A 17,974-nucleotide genomic window follows, 5' to 3' on the forward strand; every position below is an offset into this window, starting at 1 on the left:
CCCGTCAGCGTCCAGTTTTGACACTTCCGCCGGCCGACCGCCCCGAAACGGCCAGCAGGCGCGCCGCCGCGATGCTGCCGAACAGCGTGTCGCGCCGCCACCTTTGGTCCAGGGCCGGCATGCTGGCGACGATCAGCTTGCGCGCCTCATCGACACGCTTCGCCGCCAGCAGGCATCCCCCCGGGTATTCGCGATCCAGGCGAGCCGCCAGGGATCGTCGGGATAATCCGCCCGCATCAGCGGCAGCGCCTGATCGAGCAACGCCAGTCCCTCGACATGATCGCCGCGCGCGCACAACAGATCCGCCAGTTCGGTCAGGATCGGCGCGCGGTTGCGATGCTTGTGCAACGCCGCGGCGCGCCACGCCTTGCGCAGCAACGTCTCCGCTTCCTTCGTGTTGCCAAGCCCGCGTTCGGCAATGGCGAGGTTGGCGAAGGTGAAGGCCAGGTCGTCATACGTCTCGCTCTGCTGCGCCAGCGTGATTGCCGAGGCGCGACGCAACAGCGTGCGCGCCGATGCAAAGGCGCGGCCCTCCAGTTGCACGCGCGCGACATTGTTGATCGTCACGGCGACGTACGGGTGGTTGGGGCCGAGCACCAGTTCGTCGGAGCGTAACGCCCGCAGCCAGAACCGCTCCGCCGCGACGGAGTCGCGCTGGAGATACGCGATGGAGCCCAGTTCGTTCAGGACGTCGGACACCTTGGGATGCGCCAGCCCCTGCGTCGCGACGCGGATGCCTAGCGCCTGTTCGAAGCGTTGCCGCGCCGGCGCAAGCTTGCCGGCAGTGAGCAGATTGTAACCGATCGCTTCCAGATCGCGTGCGACCGTCGGATCGCGATCGCCGGCGCGCGCATGGTCCAGCCGCAGCGCTTCCTTCGCGTCGGCATCGGCACCGGGATAATCCTCCAGCCGGGTTCGCGCTTCCGCTCGCCCGACCAGCGCCTGGGGCAGCAGTTGGGGGTCGCTGTTGCTGGCCGTCCGGGACAAGGCGATCGCCTTGTCGAAATTGCGGACCGCGGCCGGATATTCGCTCTGGCGGATCTGCGACCCGCCCAATGCTATGAACTGGCGCGCGCGTACGGCAGGCTCGGTGATCGGCAGCGCCATCGACTGACGGATGATCTGGTCGCCTGTCCGGTACGACCCGAGGCCGAGATACACCTGGCTGAGCGTCGTCATCAGCTGCGCCTTCACGTCGGGCTCGTTGGCGAGCGCGCCGGTGATGCGTACCGCACCCTTGTCCAGAACCTCCTTCGCGGTGATCTTCGCGCCCTGCGCCTCGGACGGGTCGGACACCTCGAACAAGGATTGCACGAATTCCACGGTGCGTTCGGCCGTGGCGGTGCGCTTGCGCGCGAGATCGCGCTGTTCGACGGCCTCCTTCCGCGAGATCAGCGCCATCACGGTCAATCCGGTCATCACCACGAAGCCCAGCATCGCGGCGCTGGCGATGATGGCCAATTGCTTCTGGCGCCGCGCCTGATCACGCTGACGAAGCTCGTCATATTCGACGCCCAGGCTGCCCGCGATGACCTTCAGCAGCGCGCCGCGCGGACCGTCCGCGCCGGGACGCACGTCGGCGGCCAGCGGCTCCGCCGCGCCGCCTTCGAACAATGCGGGTGGAAAGCATCCGTCACCACCGTCCTCAGGAAGGTCGTCGGGATGCGCCGGCGTCCCATCCACCACGATCAGCTTGATGCGATCGCGTCGCCCCAGCCGGATGAACTCCCGTATCTCCTCGTTCACCCAGCGCGATCGGCGCGAATTGGGCGAGCAGATGACGATCAGCGTGGCCGAATCGTGCAGGGCGGCGCGTACGGATTGTGCGAGGTCGGTCGACGCCGCTAGTTCTTCCCGGTCCTGAAACACGGGCGGCAAGCGTTTGCCCAGCACCCCGACGGGCGTCTCACGTCCACGCAGTCGTTTGGGGATCGGATAGCGTTCCAGCCCGCGATGCAACCATGTCGCCCATTTGCGATCGCGATGGTTGTAGCTGATGAATGCCGAATATCGCAGGCGAACCTCCCCCGTGCATAGAGCGGCCTATAGCAGCGATGTTCGGCTGGCGACTTCTTTTCAGCGGGCCTGGAATGCGTGGAATAGCAACGTTCTGGAGATAGAATGACTGACGCGCGCCGCCTCCCGGCGTGAGACGGCGCGCATCAATATCAGGCCAGCGCCACGCGTGAGCGCGTCGTGCGTCGGCGCAATGCGCCGCCGACCAGACCGAAACCACAGATCATCATCGCCCAGCTGGCCGGTTCGGGCACGGCGGCCGTCACCTCGGTGATGATTGCGGGCAGGAAAAACTCGCAAACGGAGACTTCCTGGCATCTCGTCAGAATTGTCTGCTCGCCGTTCACTACATAGCCGATATCATTGCCGCCCCGCCCCGAAATGAACTCGAATTCACCAAAGAACCCTGTCGGCGTGGCTCTCAAGGTCAGCGAGTATGGGTTGGTCTGACATTCGCTCGTACTTTCGCAGGTGAACCACTCGGCGTTGATGATGTTTCCCAAAACATTCAGGCGCGCGCTCTGGAAAAAGGCACCCAGGTCTACCCGACTATTTTGCCCGGCGCTGATCAGGTTCAGTCCATAATCGGTCAGGGCGGGATCGCGACGATCGTCCTCGTAGTAAAAGGGGTCGTTGGCCGCCAATATTTTGTCTCTCAAGGCTGCGCCAGCCGGATCGGACGTGGTAAAGTTTGCCGACCCGCCGAAGGTCAGCAGGCCATTGCCCGTAATATCGATGGTCCGGAAAAAGTCTTTCCGTTGTCAAAGCTGACTTGGTAGCCCAGCTGCTCGGTCACGCAGTCCTGCCCGTTGAAATCGCAATACCCGGACAGGACCGTAGGAGATCCTCCATTGCCGTCGATTGCGGTCCGGCCTGCCTGGGCCGGCGCGGCTGCGATGATGGAGGATACGAACGCCCCCACTATAAATGCAAACTTCGTCATACTTCCCCCTGATTATTATGTGAGTGACGGTCTAGCCGACCTTAACCCCGCGTAAAGAACCTTGGTGCTCACAATGGATCGATGCCCCTATTCGGGACAGGTCGGCCTCCGCTACCGAATGAGGGTGGGATCACGAATGACGGGAGCAGGGACCGAATGGAACGGCATTTGGCGATCAGGAAGCTGTCGAGGCTGGGGAACGAATTCTATCTGCGTGCCTCGCTGGCGGTCATGGATCTTACGCCCGGCCAGTATGAGCGCGGGATCGTCGCGTTGCTGCTGCTGAAACGGTGCGCGCCGGACTGGATCGAGGGCCGCCGGATCCGTCGCCCCCGGGACATTACCCGCACCTCGTCGATCAAGGCTGTCGCGACATCGCTGGGGAGGCCGTACCCGACGATCAATCGTCACTTCCACAAAATGATCGCCGACGGATTGTGCGTGGAAACCGAACAGGGATACGCGATCAGCAATACCGAGGCGAACGAACTGCGTGTCGTGAGGATTTTGACGACTGCGCATGACAGCCTCGTTCGCCTGGCCGAGGACATCGCGGCGGGGCTGGGCCTGCACCGCACCGACGGGAAACCGACGCCCGAACTCGTGACGCTGACGATCGCGGCCGCGCTCGACATGTGGCTCGTGCCGTTCGAATATGCGCGCAAGCCGGTCACGGACTGGACCAGCAAGCTCGTCTGGCTCGCCATCATCGTCGCGAACGTCCGTCATATCACGGACGACCCCGAATTGAGCGAACGATGGGCGTACGACACCGTCCCCGATCATCACCGCGTGCCGATGACCGTGCGAACCATCGCCGGCATAACCCGGCTCAGCTACGGCACGGTCTTTCGCCACTGTCGGCAATTGGAGGCCCAGGACGTCATAGAATATGACAGAGGGGGCTGGTTATTGGGAAACCGTCAATTGCTCAGCGACGATGTCGACCAGAACATGCGCGACATATTGGGCTATTATACCAGGCGTTTGAACGAACTGTCGGCCGCGGGCTTCGATACCGGCAATCCGGATGCGTTCTACCTTGGGCCACGGCCCGAGCATGTCTGCGTCCCGCCGGATCGACCATCGCGCGAATAGCTGGTCGGATCGGATCGGTGCGTCATGAAAAGCTGCGGCCGGGAGGGAAATGCCCGGACCCCCTGGCCTCGGTTGGCAACGGCCCTGTCATCTGCATATGACATGCCATGCGGATCGCGATCATCGACACCAGCACGACGCGTGCCGCCATCATCTCGGACGGATTGCGCGACGCCGGGCTCGGCGATCTGGTGCTGATCGACGCGGCGGGACCGTTGCTCGCCCAGTTGGAGGCAGCGCGGCCGGAGGTGGTGCTGGTCAATCTGGAAAACCCCGGCCGCGACATGCTGGAGGAATTTTTCGCGATGAGCCGCGCGCTTGCACGGCCGATCGCGATGTTCGTCGACCAGAGCGACGAGGAATCCACCGCCGCCGCGGTCGATGCAGGCGTGTCCGCCTATATCGTCGATGGCCTTGCCAAGCAGCGGATCAAGCCGGTGCTCGACCTGGCCATTCGTCGGTTCCAGGCGTTCGCACGGTTGCAGGCCGAACTGGCGGAAGCGAAAAGCGCGCTTGCCGACCGGCAGGCGGTCGATCGCGCAAAGGCGATCCTGATGAAGCGCCGCCACCTCGACGAGCCCGCCGCCTACGCCTTGTTGCGGAGCCATGCGATGCAATCCAACCGGCGCATCGCGGAGATCGCCGAGGCGATCGTGACGAGCGACGCGCTGATGGGAGATTTGTGATGTTCCGCATCGGTTTCCTGCCGCTGGTCGATGCCGCGCTGCCGATCCTGGCGCATGAACAGGGTTTCGCCGCGGCGGAGGGCGTGCGGATCGAACTGGTGCGCGACATGACGTGGGCGACGGTGCGCGACCGGTTGCTCTACGGTCAGACCGACGCCGCCCATCTGATCGCACCGCTGGCGATCGCGACCAGCCTGGGTCGGGGACGCCCGGCGGTGCCGCTCAGCGTGCCGTTCGTGCTTGGTCTGAACGGCAATGCGGTAACGCTGTCGACCGCGCTCGCGGCGGCGGTCGATCTGGGTGACGGCCTGTCCGATCCGGTCGCGCTGGGCGCTGCGCTGCGCACCGTCGCGCTGGAGCGGGCCGCGGGCGGAACGCCGCTGCGCTTCGGCGTCGTGCATCGCTATTCAAGCCACAATTACATGCTGCGCTATTGGCTGGCGGCGGTCGGCATCCGGCCCGATCGCGACGTGGAGATCGTCATCACCAGCCCGCCCTTCGCCGCCGATGCGCTGGCGGCGGGCGATGTGGACGGCATCTGCGTCGGGGAGCCGTGGAGCAGCGTCGCGGTCGATCGCGGGGTCGGGCGGATCGCCCTGGTCACCGCGCAGATCTGGCGACGCGGGGTGGAAAAGGTTCTGGCGCTGCGCAGCGAAACGACCGCGGAGCGGGGCGACGAGGTCGCGGCGTTGCTGCGGGCGCTGCACCGCGCCGCGGCGCATTTCGTCGAGGCGGATAGCGCGGAGGACAGCGCGGCGATCCTGTCCCGCCCCGAATATTGCGACGCGCCGCCCGAGACGATCCTGCGCGCGATCACCGATCGGGTACGCCTCGCACAGGGGGCGGAGGCGCTGCACATTCCGGACTTCATGTTCCAGTATCGCGAGGCGGCGAACTTCCCGTGGCGCAGCCAGGCGGCGTGGCTCTACTCGCAGATGACGCGGTGGGACGGCACGCCGTTCGCCGCCGACGAGGCGAAGGCGGCGGAGGCGGTCTTTCGGCCCGATCTGTATAGGGCGGCGCTTGCCGGATCGTCCGCGACGCTGCCTGGGGCGAGTTCCAAGCTGGAGGGATCAATCGCCGCGGCGACCGGCGTCGGGGCGACTCAGGGCCGCCTGATCCTCGGCAGCGACCGGTTCTTCGACGGGCGCGCTTTCGATCCGGATGAGATCCCGGGCTATCTGCGTGACTTGGAATAGGATGATGAGAACGGGCGTGGGGCCGGATTGCTGCACGTGCGAAATCCGCTTGCGCTCGCCCCGCGAATCAGGCAGCTTTCGTCTCGTCGGGCGATGAAGCCGGGCATCAGATAGACGTCGATACAGTCCAACGGGGGGCGACATCGACGGAGCGGGGACGGTCACCACCTTCCCCGTCAACGGCAACGAAGCCGCCAGGACGCGACCAGACATGGCCGCCGTCCTGGCGGCTTTTTCTTTGTCCATCGCAGATGGGGGCGAAACATGGCTACGGCATTCTGGCAAGACGACGAGACAGGGGAAAAGACGGGGTTCTGGGCAAGCGGCCACACCCCGACATTGATCGCCGCTTTCCTGTATTTCGACCTCGCCTTCATGGTCTGGGTGCTGCTCGGGCCGCTCGCGCCCGATATTGCCAGGACGCTGGCGCTGACGCCTTCGGAAAAAGGCCTGATGGTCGCCACGCCGACACTGGCGGGCGCGATCCTGCGCGTCGTCAACGGGCTGCTGGTCGATCGGATCGGACCGAAGACGGCGGGGGCGATCAGCCAGGTCATCGTCATCGCCGGACTGTTCGTCGCTTGGGCGATGGGGGTGAACAGCTTCGGCGGCACGCTTGCGCTCGGGGTGATCCTCGGTTTTGCCGGCGCGAGCTTCGCGATCGCCTTGCCGCTCGCCAGCCGCTGGTACCCGCCGGAACATCAGGGCAAGGCGATGGGCCTTGCCGGCATGGGCAATTCGGGCACGGTGCTCGCCGCCCTGTTCGCCCCGGCGCTCGCCAAGCTGTTCGGCTGGAACGCGGTGCTCGGCCTCGCCTGCATTCCGCTGACGCTCGTCTTCGTCGCGTACATGGTGCTGGCCAAGGACGCGCCGAATGCGCCGGCCCCCAAAAGTCTTGGCCAGTATCTGACGCCGCTGAAGACCGGGGACGCTTGGTCGCTGATGGGCTTCTATGCCGTCACCTTCGGCGGCTTTGTCGGGCTGGCGGCCAGTCTGCCGATCTATTTCACCGACCGGTTTGGGCTGACGACGATCCAGGCGGGCTATTGCACCGCGGCCTGCGTCTTCGCCGGGTCGCTCGTCCGGCCGATGGGCGGGGCGCTGGCCGACCGGATCGGCGGTGTGAAGACGCTGACCGCGGTCTTTGTCGTCGCCGCGCTGGCGCTTGCCGGGGTCAGCATGGCCGGCTCCGTCGAGGCGGCGCTGGCGCTGTTCGTCCTCGCGATGCTGGCGCTCGGCACCGGCAACGGCGCGGTATTCCAGCTCGTACCGCAGCGTTTCGCCGCGGAAATCGGCGTAATGACCGGTTTGGTCGGTTTCGCCGGCGGCATCGGCGGTTTCTACCTCGCCTCATCCCTCGGAATCGCCAAGCAAATCACCGGCAGCTTCACACCCGGCTTCCTGATCTTCGCGACACTAGCCCTAATCGCCCTAACCGCCCTGACGCTGGTCAAGCGCGGCTGGCGCGCCCGCTGGGGTACCGCCGCCACGGTGCGGATCTGACATGTTTTGGCTCCAACTGGACTGGACCCTGTGATGAATAGCCGCGAACATCTCGTCGTAGTGGGCAACGGCATGGCCGGATGCCGGGCGGTGGAGGAACTGATCGCCCGCGATCCGCACCGGTATCGCGTCACGATCTTCGGTGCCGAACCACATGTGAACTATAATCGGATCATGCTGTCGCCGGTGCTGGCGGGCGAGAAGACGTTCGACGAGATCGTCATCAACGACGCCGCATGGTATGCCGACAACGCGATCGAATTGATCTCCAGCGATCCGGTCGAAGCGATCGACCGGGCCGCGAAGACGGTCATTGCACGGTCGCGTCGCAGCGTCTCCTATGACAGGCTGCTGATCGCGACTGGTTCCGACCCGTTCATCATCCCGGTACCGGGCAAGGACCTGCCCGGCGTCATCAGTTTTCGCGACATGGCGGATGTCGACCATATGCTTGCCGCGGCCGAGGCCGGCAAGGCGGGCGGGGGCGGCGATGCGGTGGTGATCGGCGGCGGGCTGCTCGGGCTGGAGGCGGCGCACGGCCTGACCTTGCGCGGTATGAAGGTGACGGTCATCCACCTAATGCCGACGTTGATGGAGCGGCAACTGGACGAGGCGGCGGGCTGGCTGCTTAAATCGGCGCTGGAGGCGCGCGGCCAGACGATCCTGACCGAGGCGCATACCGCCGCGATCGTCGGCGACGGCAAGGTCGAAGGCGTCCAACTGAAGGACGGGACGGTGATTCCCGCCAGCCTGGTGGTGATGGCGGTCGGTATCCGGCCCTCGACCACATTGGCGCGCGACGCCGGACTGGAGGTTGGGCGCGGGATCAAGGTGGACGACCATATGGTCACGTCCGACCCGGCGATCCTCGCGGTCGGCGAATGCGTCGAGCATGACGGCAACGTCTACGGCCTCGTCGCGCCGTTGTGGGACATGTGTCGCGCGCTCGCCGACGGGCTGGTCGACAGGCCCAGTGGCTATCGCGGATCGGTCACCTCGACCAAGCTGAAGGTCGCCGGGCTGGACGTATTTTCGGCGGGCGATTTCTCCGGCGGAGACGGGGCGGAGGACATCGTGCTGCGCGACGCGTCACGCGGCGTCTACAAGCGCGTGGTGGTGCGCGACGACCGCGTGGTTGGGGCGGTGCTGTACGGGGATACCGCGGATGGCGGCTGGTATTTCGACCTGTTGAAACGCGAGGAAGACGTGTCGGCGATCCGCGACATGCTGATCTTCGGAAAGGCCTTTGCCTCGGGAGGGGGGCAGGCGGACCCTAAGGCGGCCGTTGCGGCGCTTCCCGCGGATGCGGAGATCTGCGGCTGCAACGGCGTGACCAAAAGCAAGGTCGTCGCGTGTATCGACGCGGGGAACACGACGCTGGATGCGGTTCGTGCCACCTGCAAGGCGTCTGCCTCGTGCGGATCGTGCACCGGGCTGGTCGAGACGTTGCTCGCGGTGACGCTGGGCGACGACTATTCGGGCGAGCGCACCGTTCGCACGATGTGCAAATGCACCAGCTTTAGCCATGACGACGTGCGACACGAGATCGTCGCGCAGGATATGCGATCGATCCCCGAGGTCATGCAGAAGCTGACCTGGAGCACGCCGGACGGGTGTTCCTCATGCCGCCCGGCGCTGAACTACTATCTGCTGTGCGCACTGCCGGGCGACTATAAGGACGATCAGCAGAGCCGGTTCGTGAACGAACGGATGCATGCCAACATCCAGAAGGACGGGACCTATTCTGTCGTGCCGCGGATGTGGGGCGGGCTGACGAACCCCGGGAATTGCGCGCGATCGCCGATGTCGTCGAGAAGTTCGACGCGCCGATGGTCAAGGTCACCGGCGGACAGCGGCTGGATATCTTCGGCATCAAGAAGGAGGATCTTCCCGCGGTGTGGGCGGATCTCAACGCCGCCGGGATGGTCAGCGGCCATGCGTATGGCAAGTCGCTGCGGACGGTGAAGACCTGCGTCGGCAGCGAATGGTGCCGGTTCGGTACGCAGGATTCGACCGGGCTGGGCGTGAAGGTCGAACGGATGACCTGGGGATCGTGGATGCCGCACAAGTTCAAGATCGCGGTCAGCGGCTGCCCGCGCAATTGTGCGGAAGCGACGATCAAGGACTTCGGCGTGGTGTGCGTCGACAGCGGGTACGAACTGCATGTCGGCGGCAATGGCGGGATCAAGGTCCGCGCCACCGACTTCCTATGCAAAGTTGCGACCGAGGAGGAGGCGATGCACTATTGCGCCGCCTTCATCCAGTTGTACCGCGAGGAGGCGCGCTATCTGGAGCGCACCGCGCCGTGGATCGAGCGCATCGGCGTCGATTATATCCGCGAAAGGATCGCGGACGATGCGGCGGGCCGGGACGCACTGGCCGCGCGGTTCCTGCATTCGCAGACCTTCATGCAGGATGATCCCTGGGCCGCCCGCGCGGCCGGCGATGCGCGGGAGCAGCACGCGCCGATGGCGGTGTTCACACCCCTAAATTCAGCGAGGGAAATGGCATGATCGGCGAATGGCTCGACATCGGCTGGGTCGACGAGATCCCGGTCCGCGGCAGCCGCACGGTGCAGGTGACCGGCGGCGACGACATCGCCGTGTTCCGCACCGGCGACGGCAAGGTGTTCGCCTTGCTCGACCGCTGTCCGCACAAGTATGGCCGCTTGTCGCAGGGCATCGTTCATGGCGGTGCGGTGACCTGCCCGCTGCATAATTGGCGCATCTCGCTGACGTCCGGCGAGGCGCTGGGCGAGGACAAGGGTTGCACGCCCGTGGTGCCGGTGAAGGTGTCCGCGGGGCGGGTGCTGATCTGCCGGACCAGTGTGTTGAAGGCGGCGGCGTGACGGGCCGTGCAATACTACTTCCCTCCCTGCAAGGGAGGGGGCGGGGGTGGGTGGAGGCCGGACAGACGGCCGCCGCCCACCTCGAATTCTACCGTATCGCCCGGACCGGACCCACCCCCTGCCCCCTCCCTTTCAGGGAGGGGAGAACGTGGTGAAAACCACCTGCGCCTATTGCGGTGTCGGCTGCGGGATCGTTGCCACCCCCACCGGCGATCGCACCGCCACGATCGCCGGCGATCCCGATCATCCCGCCAATCACGGAAAGCTGTGTTCCAAGGGCACGCACCTCGGCGAGACGATCGGGCTGGAGGGGCGCCTGCTCCGGCCGATGATCGGCCGTCGGCGCGCGTCGTGGGACAAGGCGCTCGACCTCGTCGCAAAGCGTTTCCGCGACACGATCGCGAACCACGGGCCGAACAGCGTCGCCTTCTACGTCTCCGGGCAGTTGCTGACCGAGGATTATTACGTCGCCAACAAACTGATGAAAGGGTTCATCGGATCGGCGAACATCGACACGAATTCGCGTCTGTGCATGTCGAGCGCGGTCGCCGGCCACATGCGCGCGTTCGGCGAAGATATCGTGCCCGCCAGCTATGACGACCTCGACGCCACGGACCTGATCGTGCTGGTCGGCAGCAACACCGCCTGGTGCCACCCGATCGTCTATCAGAGGATCCAGGCCGCCCGCGCCAGTCGCGGCACGAAGCTGGTGGTCATCGATCCGCGCCGGACCGAAACCGCGGACGAGGCGGACCTTCACCTGGCGATCCGCCCGGGCACCGACGTCGCCTTGATGCACGGGCTGCTCGCCTGGTGCCGGGCGAACGGTGCGGTGGATCCTGCCTATATGTCGGCGCACGTGGCGGTGCCCGACGGCTTTTGGGAACCCTTTGGAGAGGGGAGCGACCTGTGGTCGACGGCGCGCATCTGCGATGTGGCGCCGGACGACCTCAGGCGCTTCTACGACCTGTTCGCCGCCACCCCGCGCACCGTGACGATGTTCAGCCAGGGTGTGAACCAATCGCTCAGTGGCACTGATCAGGTAAATGCGATCATCAACCTGCACCTCGCCACCGGCCGGATCGGCAAGCCGGGTGGCGCCCCCTTTTCGATCACCGGCCAGCCCAATGCGATGGGCGGGCGCGAGGTCGGCGGTCTTGCATCCACATTGGCGGCGCATATGGATTTCGCCCCCGACAATGTCGCGCGGGTCGCCCGCTTCTGGGCCGCGCCGAACATGGCGACCAAGCCGGGGCTGAAGGCCGTGGACCTGTTCCGCGAGCTGGGTCATGGCCGGATCAAGGCATTGTGGGTGATGGCCACCAACCCGGCCGTGTCGATGCCCGACGCTGGCCGGGTGCGCGAGGCGCTGGCAGGGTGTCCGTTCGTCGTGGTCAGCGACGTGATCGAAAAAACCGATACCAGCGTGCATGCGCATGTCCGCCTGCCCGCCGCCGCATGGGGCGAGAAGGATGGCACCGTCACCAATTCCGATCGTACGATCAGCCGCCAGCGCGCCTTCCTGCCTCTGCCGGGCGAGGTGAGGCCGGACTGGTGGATCGTCAAGGAAGTGGGCAGGCGCATGGGGTGGAAGACCGCGTTCGCTTATGATCGCCCGGCGGAGATCTGGCGCGAACATTGCCGCCTGTCGACATACGAAAATCGCGGCGAACGGCTGTTCGCGCTGCCGGGGCAGGCGTCTGCCGGCAACGCGGCTTATGGTGATATGGCGCCGTTTCGCTGGGGCGGGACGCCGTTCGCGGATGGCCGCTATTCCACCGCCGACGGCCGTGCGCGGCTGGTGCCGGTCGCGCAGAAACGGCTTGCCAAACCGCTGGCCGATTGGCCGATGACGCTGAATACGGGCCGGTATCGCGATCACTGGCACAGCATGACCCGCACGGGCCTGTCGCCGAAACTCGCCCGCCACCGCGAGGAACCGTTGGTGGAGGTTCATCCCGACGATGCCGCCGCACTGCGTCTCACGGACGGCGGCCTCGCTCGCGTGGCGACTCCGCAAGGCGAGAGCCTGTTCCGTGTCCGGATCGCCGACACGCAGCGGCGGGGCGAATTGTTCACGCCGATCCACTGGACCGATCGTACCGCGACGGGCGGCAGGACCGGGCTGCTGCCCCGCCCGCTAGCCGATCCCATATCCGGCCAGCCCGGTTTCAAGGCGACTCCCGCCAGCATCGTGCCGGTCGCGACCGCATGGCGCGGTTTCCTCATCGTCGCGGGTGATGCCGACATCCGCCCCGAATGCCTGTGGGCCACCCGCATTGCGGTGCCGTGCGGCGTCGCGTGGGATCTGGCCGGCAACGGGGATGCCGCGCGGCTCGATGCCGTGCTCCCCGCCGGCCAGCGGCTGGAGGCGATCGATGCCGCGCGCGGCATGCGCCGGATCGCGATCCTGCGCGACGATCGTCTCGTCGCGGCGTTGTTCGTCACTCGGGACGGAAGCTTGCCGCCACGCGACTGGTTGGTTTCGCAGCTTGCCGAGCCGCACGCCGCCCCGACCCTGCTCGCAGGACGCGCGCCGGGTGTGCAGGTCGATCGCGGCCCGATCGTCTGCGCCTGTTTCGATGTCGGGCTGATCACGATCGTCTCCGCCATCGCCGCCCAGAAGCTGACCGACGTCGCCGCGATCGGCGGGGCGTTGAAAGCCGGCACGAATTGCGGGTCGTGCCGTCCCGCCCTTGCCAAACTGCTGACGGAAGGCGCTATTCATGCAGCATGAGATGATCGCCCCCGGTTCTGTGTGGCTGGTCGGGGCCGGCCCCGGCGATCCAGACCTGCTGACCCGCAAGGCCGAACGGTTGATCGCCGCCGCCGATATCGTCTTCCATGACGCGCTGGTTGGACCCGGCGTGCTCGATCTGATCCCCCCCGGGATCGAGCGGGTGAATGTCGGGAAGCGCTCCGGCCGCCATTCGAAGGACCAGGGCACGATCGACGCGATGATCGTCGCCGCCGCGCTGTCCGGGCGGCGCGTCGTCAGGTTGAAAGGCGGGGACCCCTCCGTGTTCGGCCGATCGACCGAAGAGATAGACGCCTGTGCCGCACAAGGAATCCAGGTCCAGGTCTGCCCGGGGATCACCGCGGCCAGCGCTGCCGCGGCGTCGGCCACGCTGTCGCTGACTATGCGGGGGGTGGCGCAGTCCCTAACGCTGGTCACCGCCCATGCGCGCGCCGACGCGCCGCTCGATCTGGACTGGTCGGCATTGGCCCGGCCGGATGCGACGGTGGCGATCTATATGGGGCGCGCGGCGGCGGGCAAGGTTGCCGGGCGGCTGATGGCGGCGGGGCTTGGCCCGGACACGCCTGTCCTGGTCGCGGTCAATGTATCGCGATCCAACGAGCGACTGATCCGCGGTCGGCTGGATGCCCTTGCGTTCCTGGTCCGCACGATCGGCGAGCGCGACCCGGCGCTCCTGCTGATCGGACGGGCGATGGCGCCGAGGCTGGAGACGCTTCCGGGTCGCTTTGTGGCGGGCCAGCAGAGACAGGAGGACACGATGCCGATCTGAAGCGTGTTCGTTCGGCCGGGCGGATCGCGGTCGATCTTGGCCGGATGACGAGGGTTCCGCACCGCTGGCAGCATCCGATCGATCAATATCGTCCGGTGCCAACGCGCCGGCTGCGCCATAGTCCAGGCCTAATATACTATAACCACGCGTGATCGGGATGTTGACCGATCGCCGTGTTCGGCGGACGGTCCGGCGCGTGCGATATCCGGAGCCGACATGACCGATTTTTCGACCGACGTCGCTGGCACCGCCGCCCCGGCCCGCCCCGACCCCGCGATCCCGGCCGACCGCCGCGGCATGCTGCTGTACGGCCTGTTGGGCTTCGCTGCCGGGTTGCCATTCTATATGTTCAGCACGGTTCTCGCGCTCCGGCTGCAGGCGCACGGCGTCGCGCTGACGATGCTGGGATTCTTCGCCTGGGTGCAATTGTTGCCGACGCTAAAGTTCGTCTGGGCACCGTTGCTCGATCGCTACGACATTCCCGGGTTCGGGCGGTTCTGGGGCAAGCGGCGCGGCTGGATCATGCTGGCGCAGCTCGGCATCTTCAGCGCGATGATCGCGATGGCGGCGACATCGGCCGATGCCAGCCTGCCAGTCACCGCATTGTTCGCCGTTCTGCTCGCCTTCTGGACGACAACGCTGGAAGTCGCGGCCGACGCCTGGCGTATCGAATTGTACCCCTCGCAGGATCAGCAGGGGCCGATCGTCGCCGCCAATCTGTGGGGCTATCGCAGTGCGATGGTCGCGGCGGGCAGCGGTGCGCTGATCATCGCGGATAGCGGAGGCTGGGCGCTGGCCTATCTGATGATCGCCGCCGCCGCATTCCTGCCCTTCCCGATCCTCGTCGCGATGCGGCCGGATGCCGATGGCGGGGGCGGGCGCGGCGTGGCGCTGGCGACCGGCCTGCTGACCAGCGTCGTCATTCTCGCGGCGGCCTGCGCGGTGACGGCGGCGATAGGCTGGGTCGTGCTGGGGCTGGCGGCACAGGCCGGGATCGACGCGAACAGCAACGTCACGCCGTGGGTCCTCGGCATCTGCATGCTGCCGTTCGTCGGGATGGCGCTCGCCTTGCCGCGGATCAGGCGCGCACCAAAGAATGCGCCGATCCGCACCTCCACCGTTCTCGGGCCCTATGTCGATTTCTTCTGGCGCTACGGCTTTGCCGCGATCCTGCTAATGGTTTTCGTGTCGCTGTACCGGATGGGTGACGTGCTCGCGCTCAACCTGTCGAAGCCGATGATCAAGGGGCTGGGCTATTCGCTGACCCAGATCGGCAGGGCGGACAGCTTCGTCGCGCTTGTGGCGAGCATGATCGGCGTCGGGCTGGGCGGGTATCTGGTCACGCGCTGGCGCATGGCGTGGACGCTCGTCGTCGGCGCGATCGTCGCGGCGATCGGCAATTTCGGGTTCGTGTGGCTGGCGCACCAGCGCGTCGACGAGGGCATTCTGTACATCGCGACCGCCTGCGACCAGTTCGGCAACGGGTTCGCCGGGGCAGTGTTCGTCGTCTACCTCTCGCTGCTGGTAAACCCGCGCTATCCCGGCGCACAATATGCCTTCCTGACCGGTTTCGCATTCCTGTTGCCGCGGCTGCTCGCGGGGGCCGGTGGCGCGATGGTCGCCGTGATCGGGTATGACGGCTTCTTCCTGCTGTCGGGCGTTTTGAGCCTCGCGGCGATCTTGTTCATCCCGGCATTATCGCGGATCGCGCCGCGCAAGGAGGATTGATGATCGAGCAATTGGCAGATGCGGCCTTCGGGCCGGCCGCGGACCATGTCGCAAGCGGGCGGATACCCGGGGCCGTGCTGGGCATCGTCACGGCGGACGGCGCGCGCGCGGTGCGCGTCGCGGGATCGGCGCAGGTCGTGCCCGCGGTCGAAGCCCTGACGCCCGATCACTGGTTCGACCTGGCATCCGTCAGCAAGGTGATCGCAACGACCAGTTTTGTGTTGCGGCTGGCGGAGGAAGGACGGATCGACCTTGATCGGCCGTTGACCGATGCGATACCGGATCTGCGTCAGTACGACGTCGCGAACGCCGCCGAGCGCCGGCTGACGTTCCGCGATTGCCTCGTCCACCGCACATTCCTGCCTGCGGTCGAACCGATTTACACCTATGGAGACGATCCCGCGCGGTTGCGGGCGTTCGTGCTGCAGCGCGAATGGAAGCACGGACCCCCGGTCTATTCGGACATCAACTTCATCCTGCTGGGCATCGCGGTGGAACGGCTGACGGGTGCCGGCCTGGACGCGCTACCGCTCGGCACCGGACTGAGCTGGGGGCCGCCGCCCGGACCCGCGGTGGCGACGGAATATTGCCACTGGCGCGGGCGCGTCCTGAAGGGCGAGGTCCATGACGAAAACTGTTCGGCGATGGGCGGACGCACCGGGCATGCCGGGCTGTTCGGAACGGTCGCAGGCGTCCTCGGCTTCGCGCAAGGGTTGCTGGACGGCACGGGCGCGAGCCCCGGCATGCTGTCCGCGATCCGTACGGCGGTCGAAGGACACCGCACCGCGGGGTGGGAAATCCGCCATCCGGGATGGTCGGGCGGGCAGGCTTGTTCGGCCGGCACGATCGGGCATACCGGATTCACGGGAACCGGACTGTGGGTGGATTTCGATCGCGGTGTCGCGTGGACCTTGCTTACCAATCGCGTCCATCCGACCCGGCATTTCGACAGCGGTATCTTCACGCTCAGGCCGGCGACGGGCGAAGCCTTGATCACCACGTTCGACGGAAGCTAGTTCGCCGCGGCGATCGCAAGCAGCGCCTTGTCAACGGCCGCCGTCGCCGAACTGTCGCCGGGCATGTCGTTGGCGAGCGCGGAGAAGGTCAGCGTCCGACCGCTCGCCGCGATCATGAAGCCGGACAAGGCGTTGGCCGCGTTCAGCGTTCCCGTCTTGGCGAACAGCTTGCCTTGCAACGGCGTGTCGCGGAAACGGCGGCCGATCGTTCCATCCATGCCGCCGACCGGCAGCGTGTCCTTCCAGGCCGCCCCCCAGTTCTGGGATTGGATCCAGCGCAGGAACCGCACGGCGGCGCGCGGGGTCAGGCGGTTGTAGGTGGACATCCCGCCACCATCGGCGAAATCATAGGCCCAGCGATCGACGCCGGCTTTGTCCAGCATATCGCGAACGGCGGCGCGGCCATCGGCGACGGATCCCGATCCTTTTACGGCAGACACACGACGTAGCAGGAGCTCGGCATGCAAATTCTGGCTGACCTTGTTGGTCAGGCGCAGGTCGGCGGAGAGCGGCGGCGGGGCGAGCCGGGCGAGTACGGGTTCGTCCGGCGCGCGTGGTGCCGGCGCGCTTCCGCGGATCGCCGGGTCGTCGGATGGGTCGAGAGGACGGTGTTGAACCGTGACCTTCCCGGTGACCCGCACCCCTAACTGCCGAAGTAGTCGCGACAATTGCCAGGCCGCACGGTGGGCCGGATCGTCCAACGCTAGCGTCAGAGTCTCGGGCGGGGCGTTCTCGGCAATCGTCCCCGTGACACGGACCACGGTGTCGTTTGGAGAACGGGTGTAGCCGAGCGAGGACTTTGTCCCCGCGGTGATCGCCCAGTTCTCGACCGTGTAGTAACCGTCGCTCGCAATTGTCGGGGCCTTGCCGGGGCCACCGGGCGAAACGGTGATCGTTGCGACATTGTCGTCGATCGTCAGCGCCGACACCGCTGTGCCGTAGCGGCTGGGAATGTTGTTCCAGCTCATGCCCTGCGGCCAGCGTTCGTCGGGGAAGGCGCTGTCGTCGCCAATGACGTCCCGCACGACGCGCGTCCGTACGGCGACCGCTTTTGCAAGGTCGATCAGGCAATCGCTCGCGCACGTTTCGGCAGCGGACAGGCGTGCGTCGCCATGACCTTCCAGGACGACGTCCTCCCCTTGCAGGCGGACGGTCGCTCCGCCGCCGCCGTCGGTCGCGTCGGGCTGGAGCGATGCGAAAGCCGCAGCGGTGGTGAACATCTTAGTGTTCGATGCGGGAATGAACCGTTCGTCCGGGCGCACCGCGACGATCTCGCGACCTTGATCGTCGGTGACGACCAGTCCGATCCGCGTCCCCGGTCCTGCCTCAGCGAGTGTCGCTGCGACGCCGGGCGCGGTCAGCGGCGTTTCGACCGCCGGGTCGGCGGCCGCAAGCAGAAGGAAGAGCATC

12 protein-coding genes and 2 pseudogenes are annotated in these 17,974 nt (G+C 66.4%); 10 read left to right on the plus strand and 4 right to left on the minus strand.

Annotated features, from left to right (window positions below):
- Positions 1 to 132 precede the first annotated feature (132 nt).
- From H5J25_RS02540 to H5J25_RS02550, 3 genes and pseudogenes are all read right to left on the minus strand, one after another.
- Positions 133 to 2,016, minus strand: a complete 1,884-nt coding sequence (locus tag H5J25_RS02540; RefSeq protein WP_225883479.1) for a tetratricopeptide repeat protein — start codon at positions 2,014 to 2,016, stop codon at positions 133 to 135.
- A gap of 152 nt (positions 2,017 to 2,168) precedes the next feature.
- Positions 2,169 to 2,285, minus strand: a pseudogene (locus H5J25_RS21510) (PEPxxWA-CTERM sorting domain-containing protein); the annotation flags it as partial.
- Between the two features lie 440 nt (positions 2,286 to 2,725).
- The gene (locus H5J25_RS02550; protein ID WP_202094450.1) at positions 2,726 to 2,959 is read right to left on the minus strand and encodes a hypothetical protein; all 234 of its coding nucleotides are present in this window, start codon (positions 2,957 to 2,959) and stop codon (positions 2,726 to 2,728) included.
- A gap of 156 nt (positions 2,960 to 3,115) precedes the next feature.
- Here H5J25_RS02550 and H5J25_RS02555 point away from each other — a divergent pair, with 156 nt between their 5' ends.
- From H5J25_RS02555 to H5J25_RS02600, 10 genes and pseudogenes are all read left to right on the plus strand, one after another.
- Positions 3,116 to 4,057 carry a hypothetical protein gene (locus H5J25_RS02555; RefSeq protein ID WP_202094452.1) on the plus strand — a complete coding sequence of 314 codons (942 nt, stop codon included), beginning with the start codon at positions 3,116 to 3,118 and terminating at the stop codon, positions 4,055 to 4,057.
- Positions 4,058 to 4,164: 107 nt separating this feature from the next.
- On the plus strand, positions 4,165 to 4,743 hold the full coding sequence (locus tag H5J25_RS02560) for an ANTAR domain-containing response regulator (RefSeq protein ID WP_202094456.1): 579 nt from the start codon (positions 4,165 to 4,167) through the stop codon (positions 4,741 to 4,743).
- Entirely contained in the window at positions 4,743 to 5,942 is a 1,200-nt protein-coding gene (locus tag H5J25_RS02565; RefSeq protein WP_202094458.1) for a CmpA/NrtA family ABC transporter substrate-binding protein, read from the plus strand. Before H5J25_RS02560 ends, H5J25_RS02565 begins: the two co-directional genes overlap by 1 nt.
- Positions 5,943 to 6,206: 264 nt before the next feature.
- Positions 6,207 to 7,445: a nitrate/nitrite transporter gene (locus tag H5J25_RS02570; protein ID WP_202094460.1), complete on the plus strand. Its 1,239-nt coding sequence runs from the start codon at positions 6,207 to 6,209 to the stop codon at positions 7,443 to 7,445.
- A 33-nt stretch (positions 7,446 to 7,478) separates the two neighbouring features.
- A pseudogene (gene nirB, locus H5J25_RS02575) lies at positions 7,479 to 9,958 on the plus strand (nitrite reductase large subunit NirB).
- A complete protein-coding gene (gene nirD, locus H5J25_RS02580; protein WP_202094462.1) occupies positions 9,955 to 10,293 on the plus strand; it encodes a nitrite reductase small subunit NirD in 339 nt (112 codons plus the stop codon). The pseudogene nirB and the gene nirD overlap by 4 nt, the downstream one beginning before the upstream one ends.
- Positions 10,294 to 10,444: 151 nt before the next feature.
- Positions 10,445 to 13,030, plus strand: coding sequence for a nitrate reductase (locus H5J25_RS02585; protein ID WP_225883305.1), 2,586 nt, complete (start codon positions 10,445 to 10,447; stop codon positions 13,028 to 13,030).
- Positions 13,020 to 13,820: a uroporphyrinogen-III C-methyltransferase gene (gene cobA / locus H5J25_RS02590; protein ID WP_202094464.1), complete on the plus strand. Its 801-nt coding sequence runs from the start codon at positions 13,020 to 13,022 to the stop codon at positions 13,818 to 13,820. The genes H5J25_RS02585 and cobA overlap by 11 nt, the downstream gene beginning before the upstream one ends.
- A 216-nt stretch (positions 13,821 to 14,036) precedes the next feature.
- Entirely contained in the window at positions 14,037 to 15,548 is a 1,512-nt protein-coding gene (locus H5J25_RS02595) for an MFS transporter (protein ID WP_225883306.1), read from the plus strand.
- On the plus strand, positions 15,548 to 16,564 hold the full coding sequence (locus H5J25_RS02600) for a serine hydrolase domain-containing protein (RefSeq protein ID WP_202094466.1): 1,017 nt from the start codon (positions 15,548 to 15,550) through the stop codon (positions 16,562 to 16,564). The genes H5J25_RS02595 and H5J25_RS02600 overlap by 1 nt, the downstream gene beginning before the upstream one ends.
- On the opposite strand, the gene dacB is transcribed toward H5J25_RS02600, so the two are convergent.
- The gene (gene dacB / locus H5J25_RS02605; protein WP_202095923.1) at positions 16,561 to 17,973 is read right to left on the minus strand and encodes a D-alanyl-D-alanine carboxypeptidase/D-alanyl-D-alanine endopeptidase; all 1,413 of its coding nucleotides are present in this window, start codon (positions 17,971 to 17,973) and stop codon (positions 16,561 to 16,563) included. The two genes, H5J25_RS02600 and dacB, sit on opposite strands and share 4 nt — an antisense overlap.
- Position 17,974 lies beyond the last annotated feature (1 nt).

This window comes from Sphingomonas aliaeris (assembly GCF_016743815.1).
Lineage (GTDB): Bacteria > Pseudomonadota > Alphaproteobacteria > Sphingomonadales > Sphingomonadaceae > Sphingomonas > Sphingomonas aliaeris.

Bases quoted from the DNA above. Each gene is read 5' to 3' on its own strand.
- dacB (WP_202095923.1), bottom strand. From the start codon at position 17,973: ATGCTCTTCCTTCTGCTTGCGGCCGCCGACCCGGCGGTCGAAACGCCG.
- H5J25_RS02570 (WP_202094460.1), top strand. From the start codon at position 6,207: ATGGCTACGGCATTCTGGCAAGACGACGAGACAGGGGAAAAGACGGGG.
- H5J25_RS02565 (WP_202094458.1), top strand. From the start codon at position 4,743: ATGTTCCGCATCGGTTTCCTGCCGCTGGTCGATGCCGCGCTGCCGATC.
- H5J25_RS02595 (WP_225883306.1), top strand. From the start codon at position 14,037: ATGACCGATTTTTCGACCGACGTCGCTGGCACCGCCGCCCCGGCCCGC.
- H5J25_RS02555 (WP_202094452.1), top strand. From the start codon at position 3,116: ATGGAACGGCATTTGGCGATCAGGAAGCTGTCGAGGCTGGGGAACGAA.
- cobA (WP_202094464.1), top strand. From the start codon at position 13,020: ATGCAGCATGAGATGATCGCCCCCGGTTCTGTGTGGCTGGTCGGGGCC.
- H5J25_RS02550 (WP_202094450.1), bottom strand. From the start codon at position 2,959: ATGACGAAGTTTGCATTTATAGTGGGGGCGTTCGTATCCTCCATCATC.
- H5J25_RS02560 (WP_202094456.1), top strand. From the start codon at position 4,165: ATGCGGATCGCGATCATCGACACCAGCACGACGCGTGCCGCCATCATC.
- nirD (WP_202094462.1), top strand. From the start codon at position 9,955: ATGATCGGCGAATGGCTCGACATCGGCTGGGTCGACGAGATCCCGGTC.
- H5J25_RS02600 (WP_202094466.1), top strand. From the start codon at position 15,548: ATGATCGAGCAATTGGCAGATGCGGCCTTCGGGCCGGCCGCGGACCAT.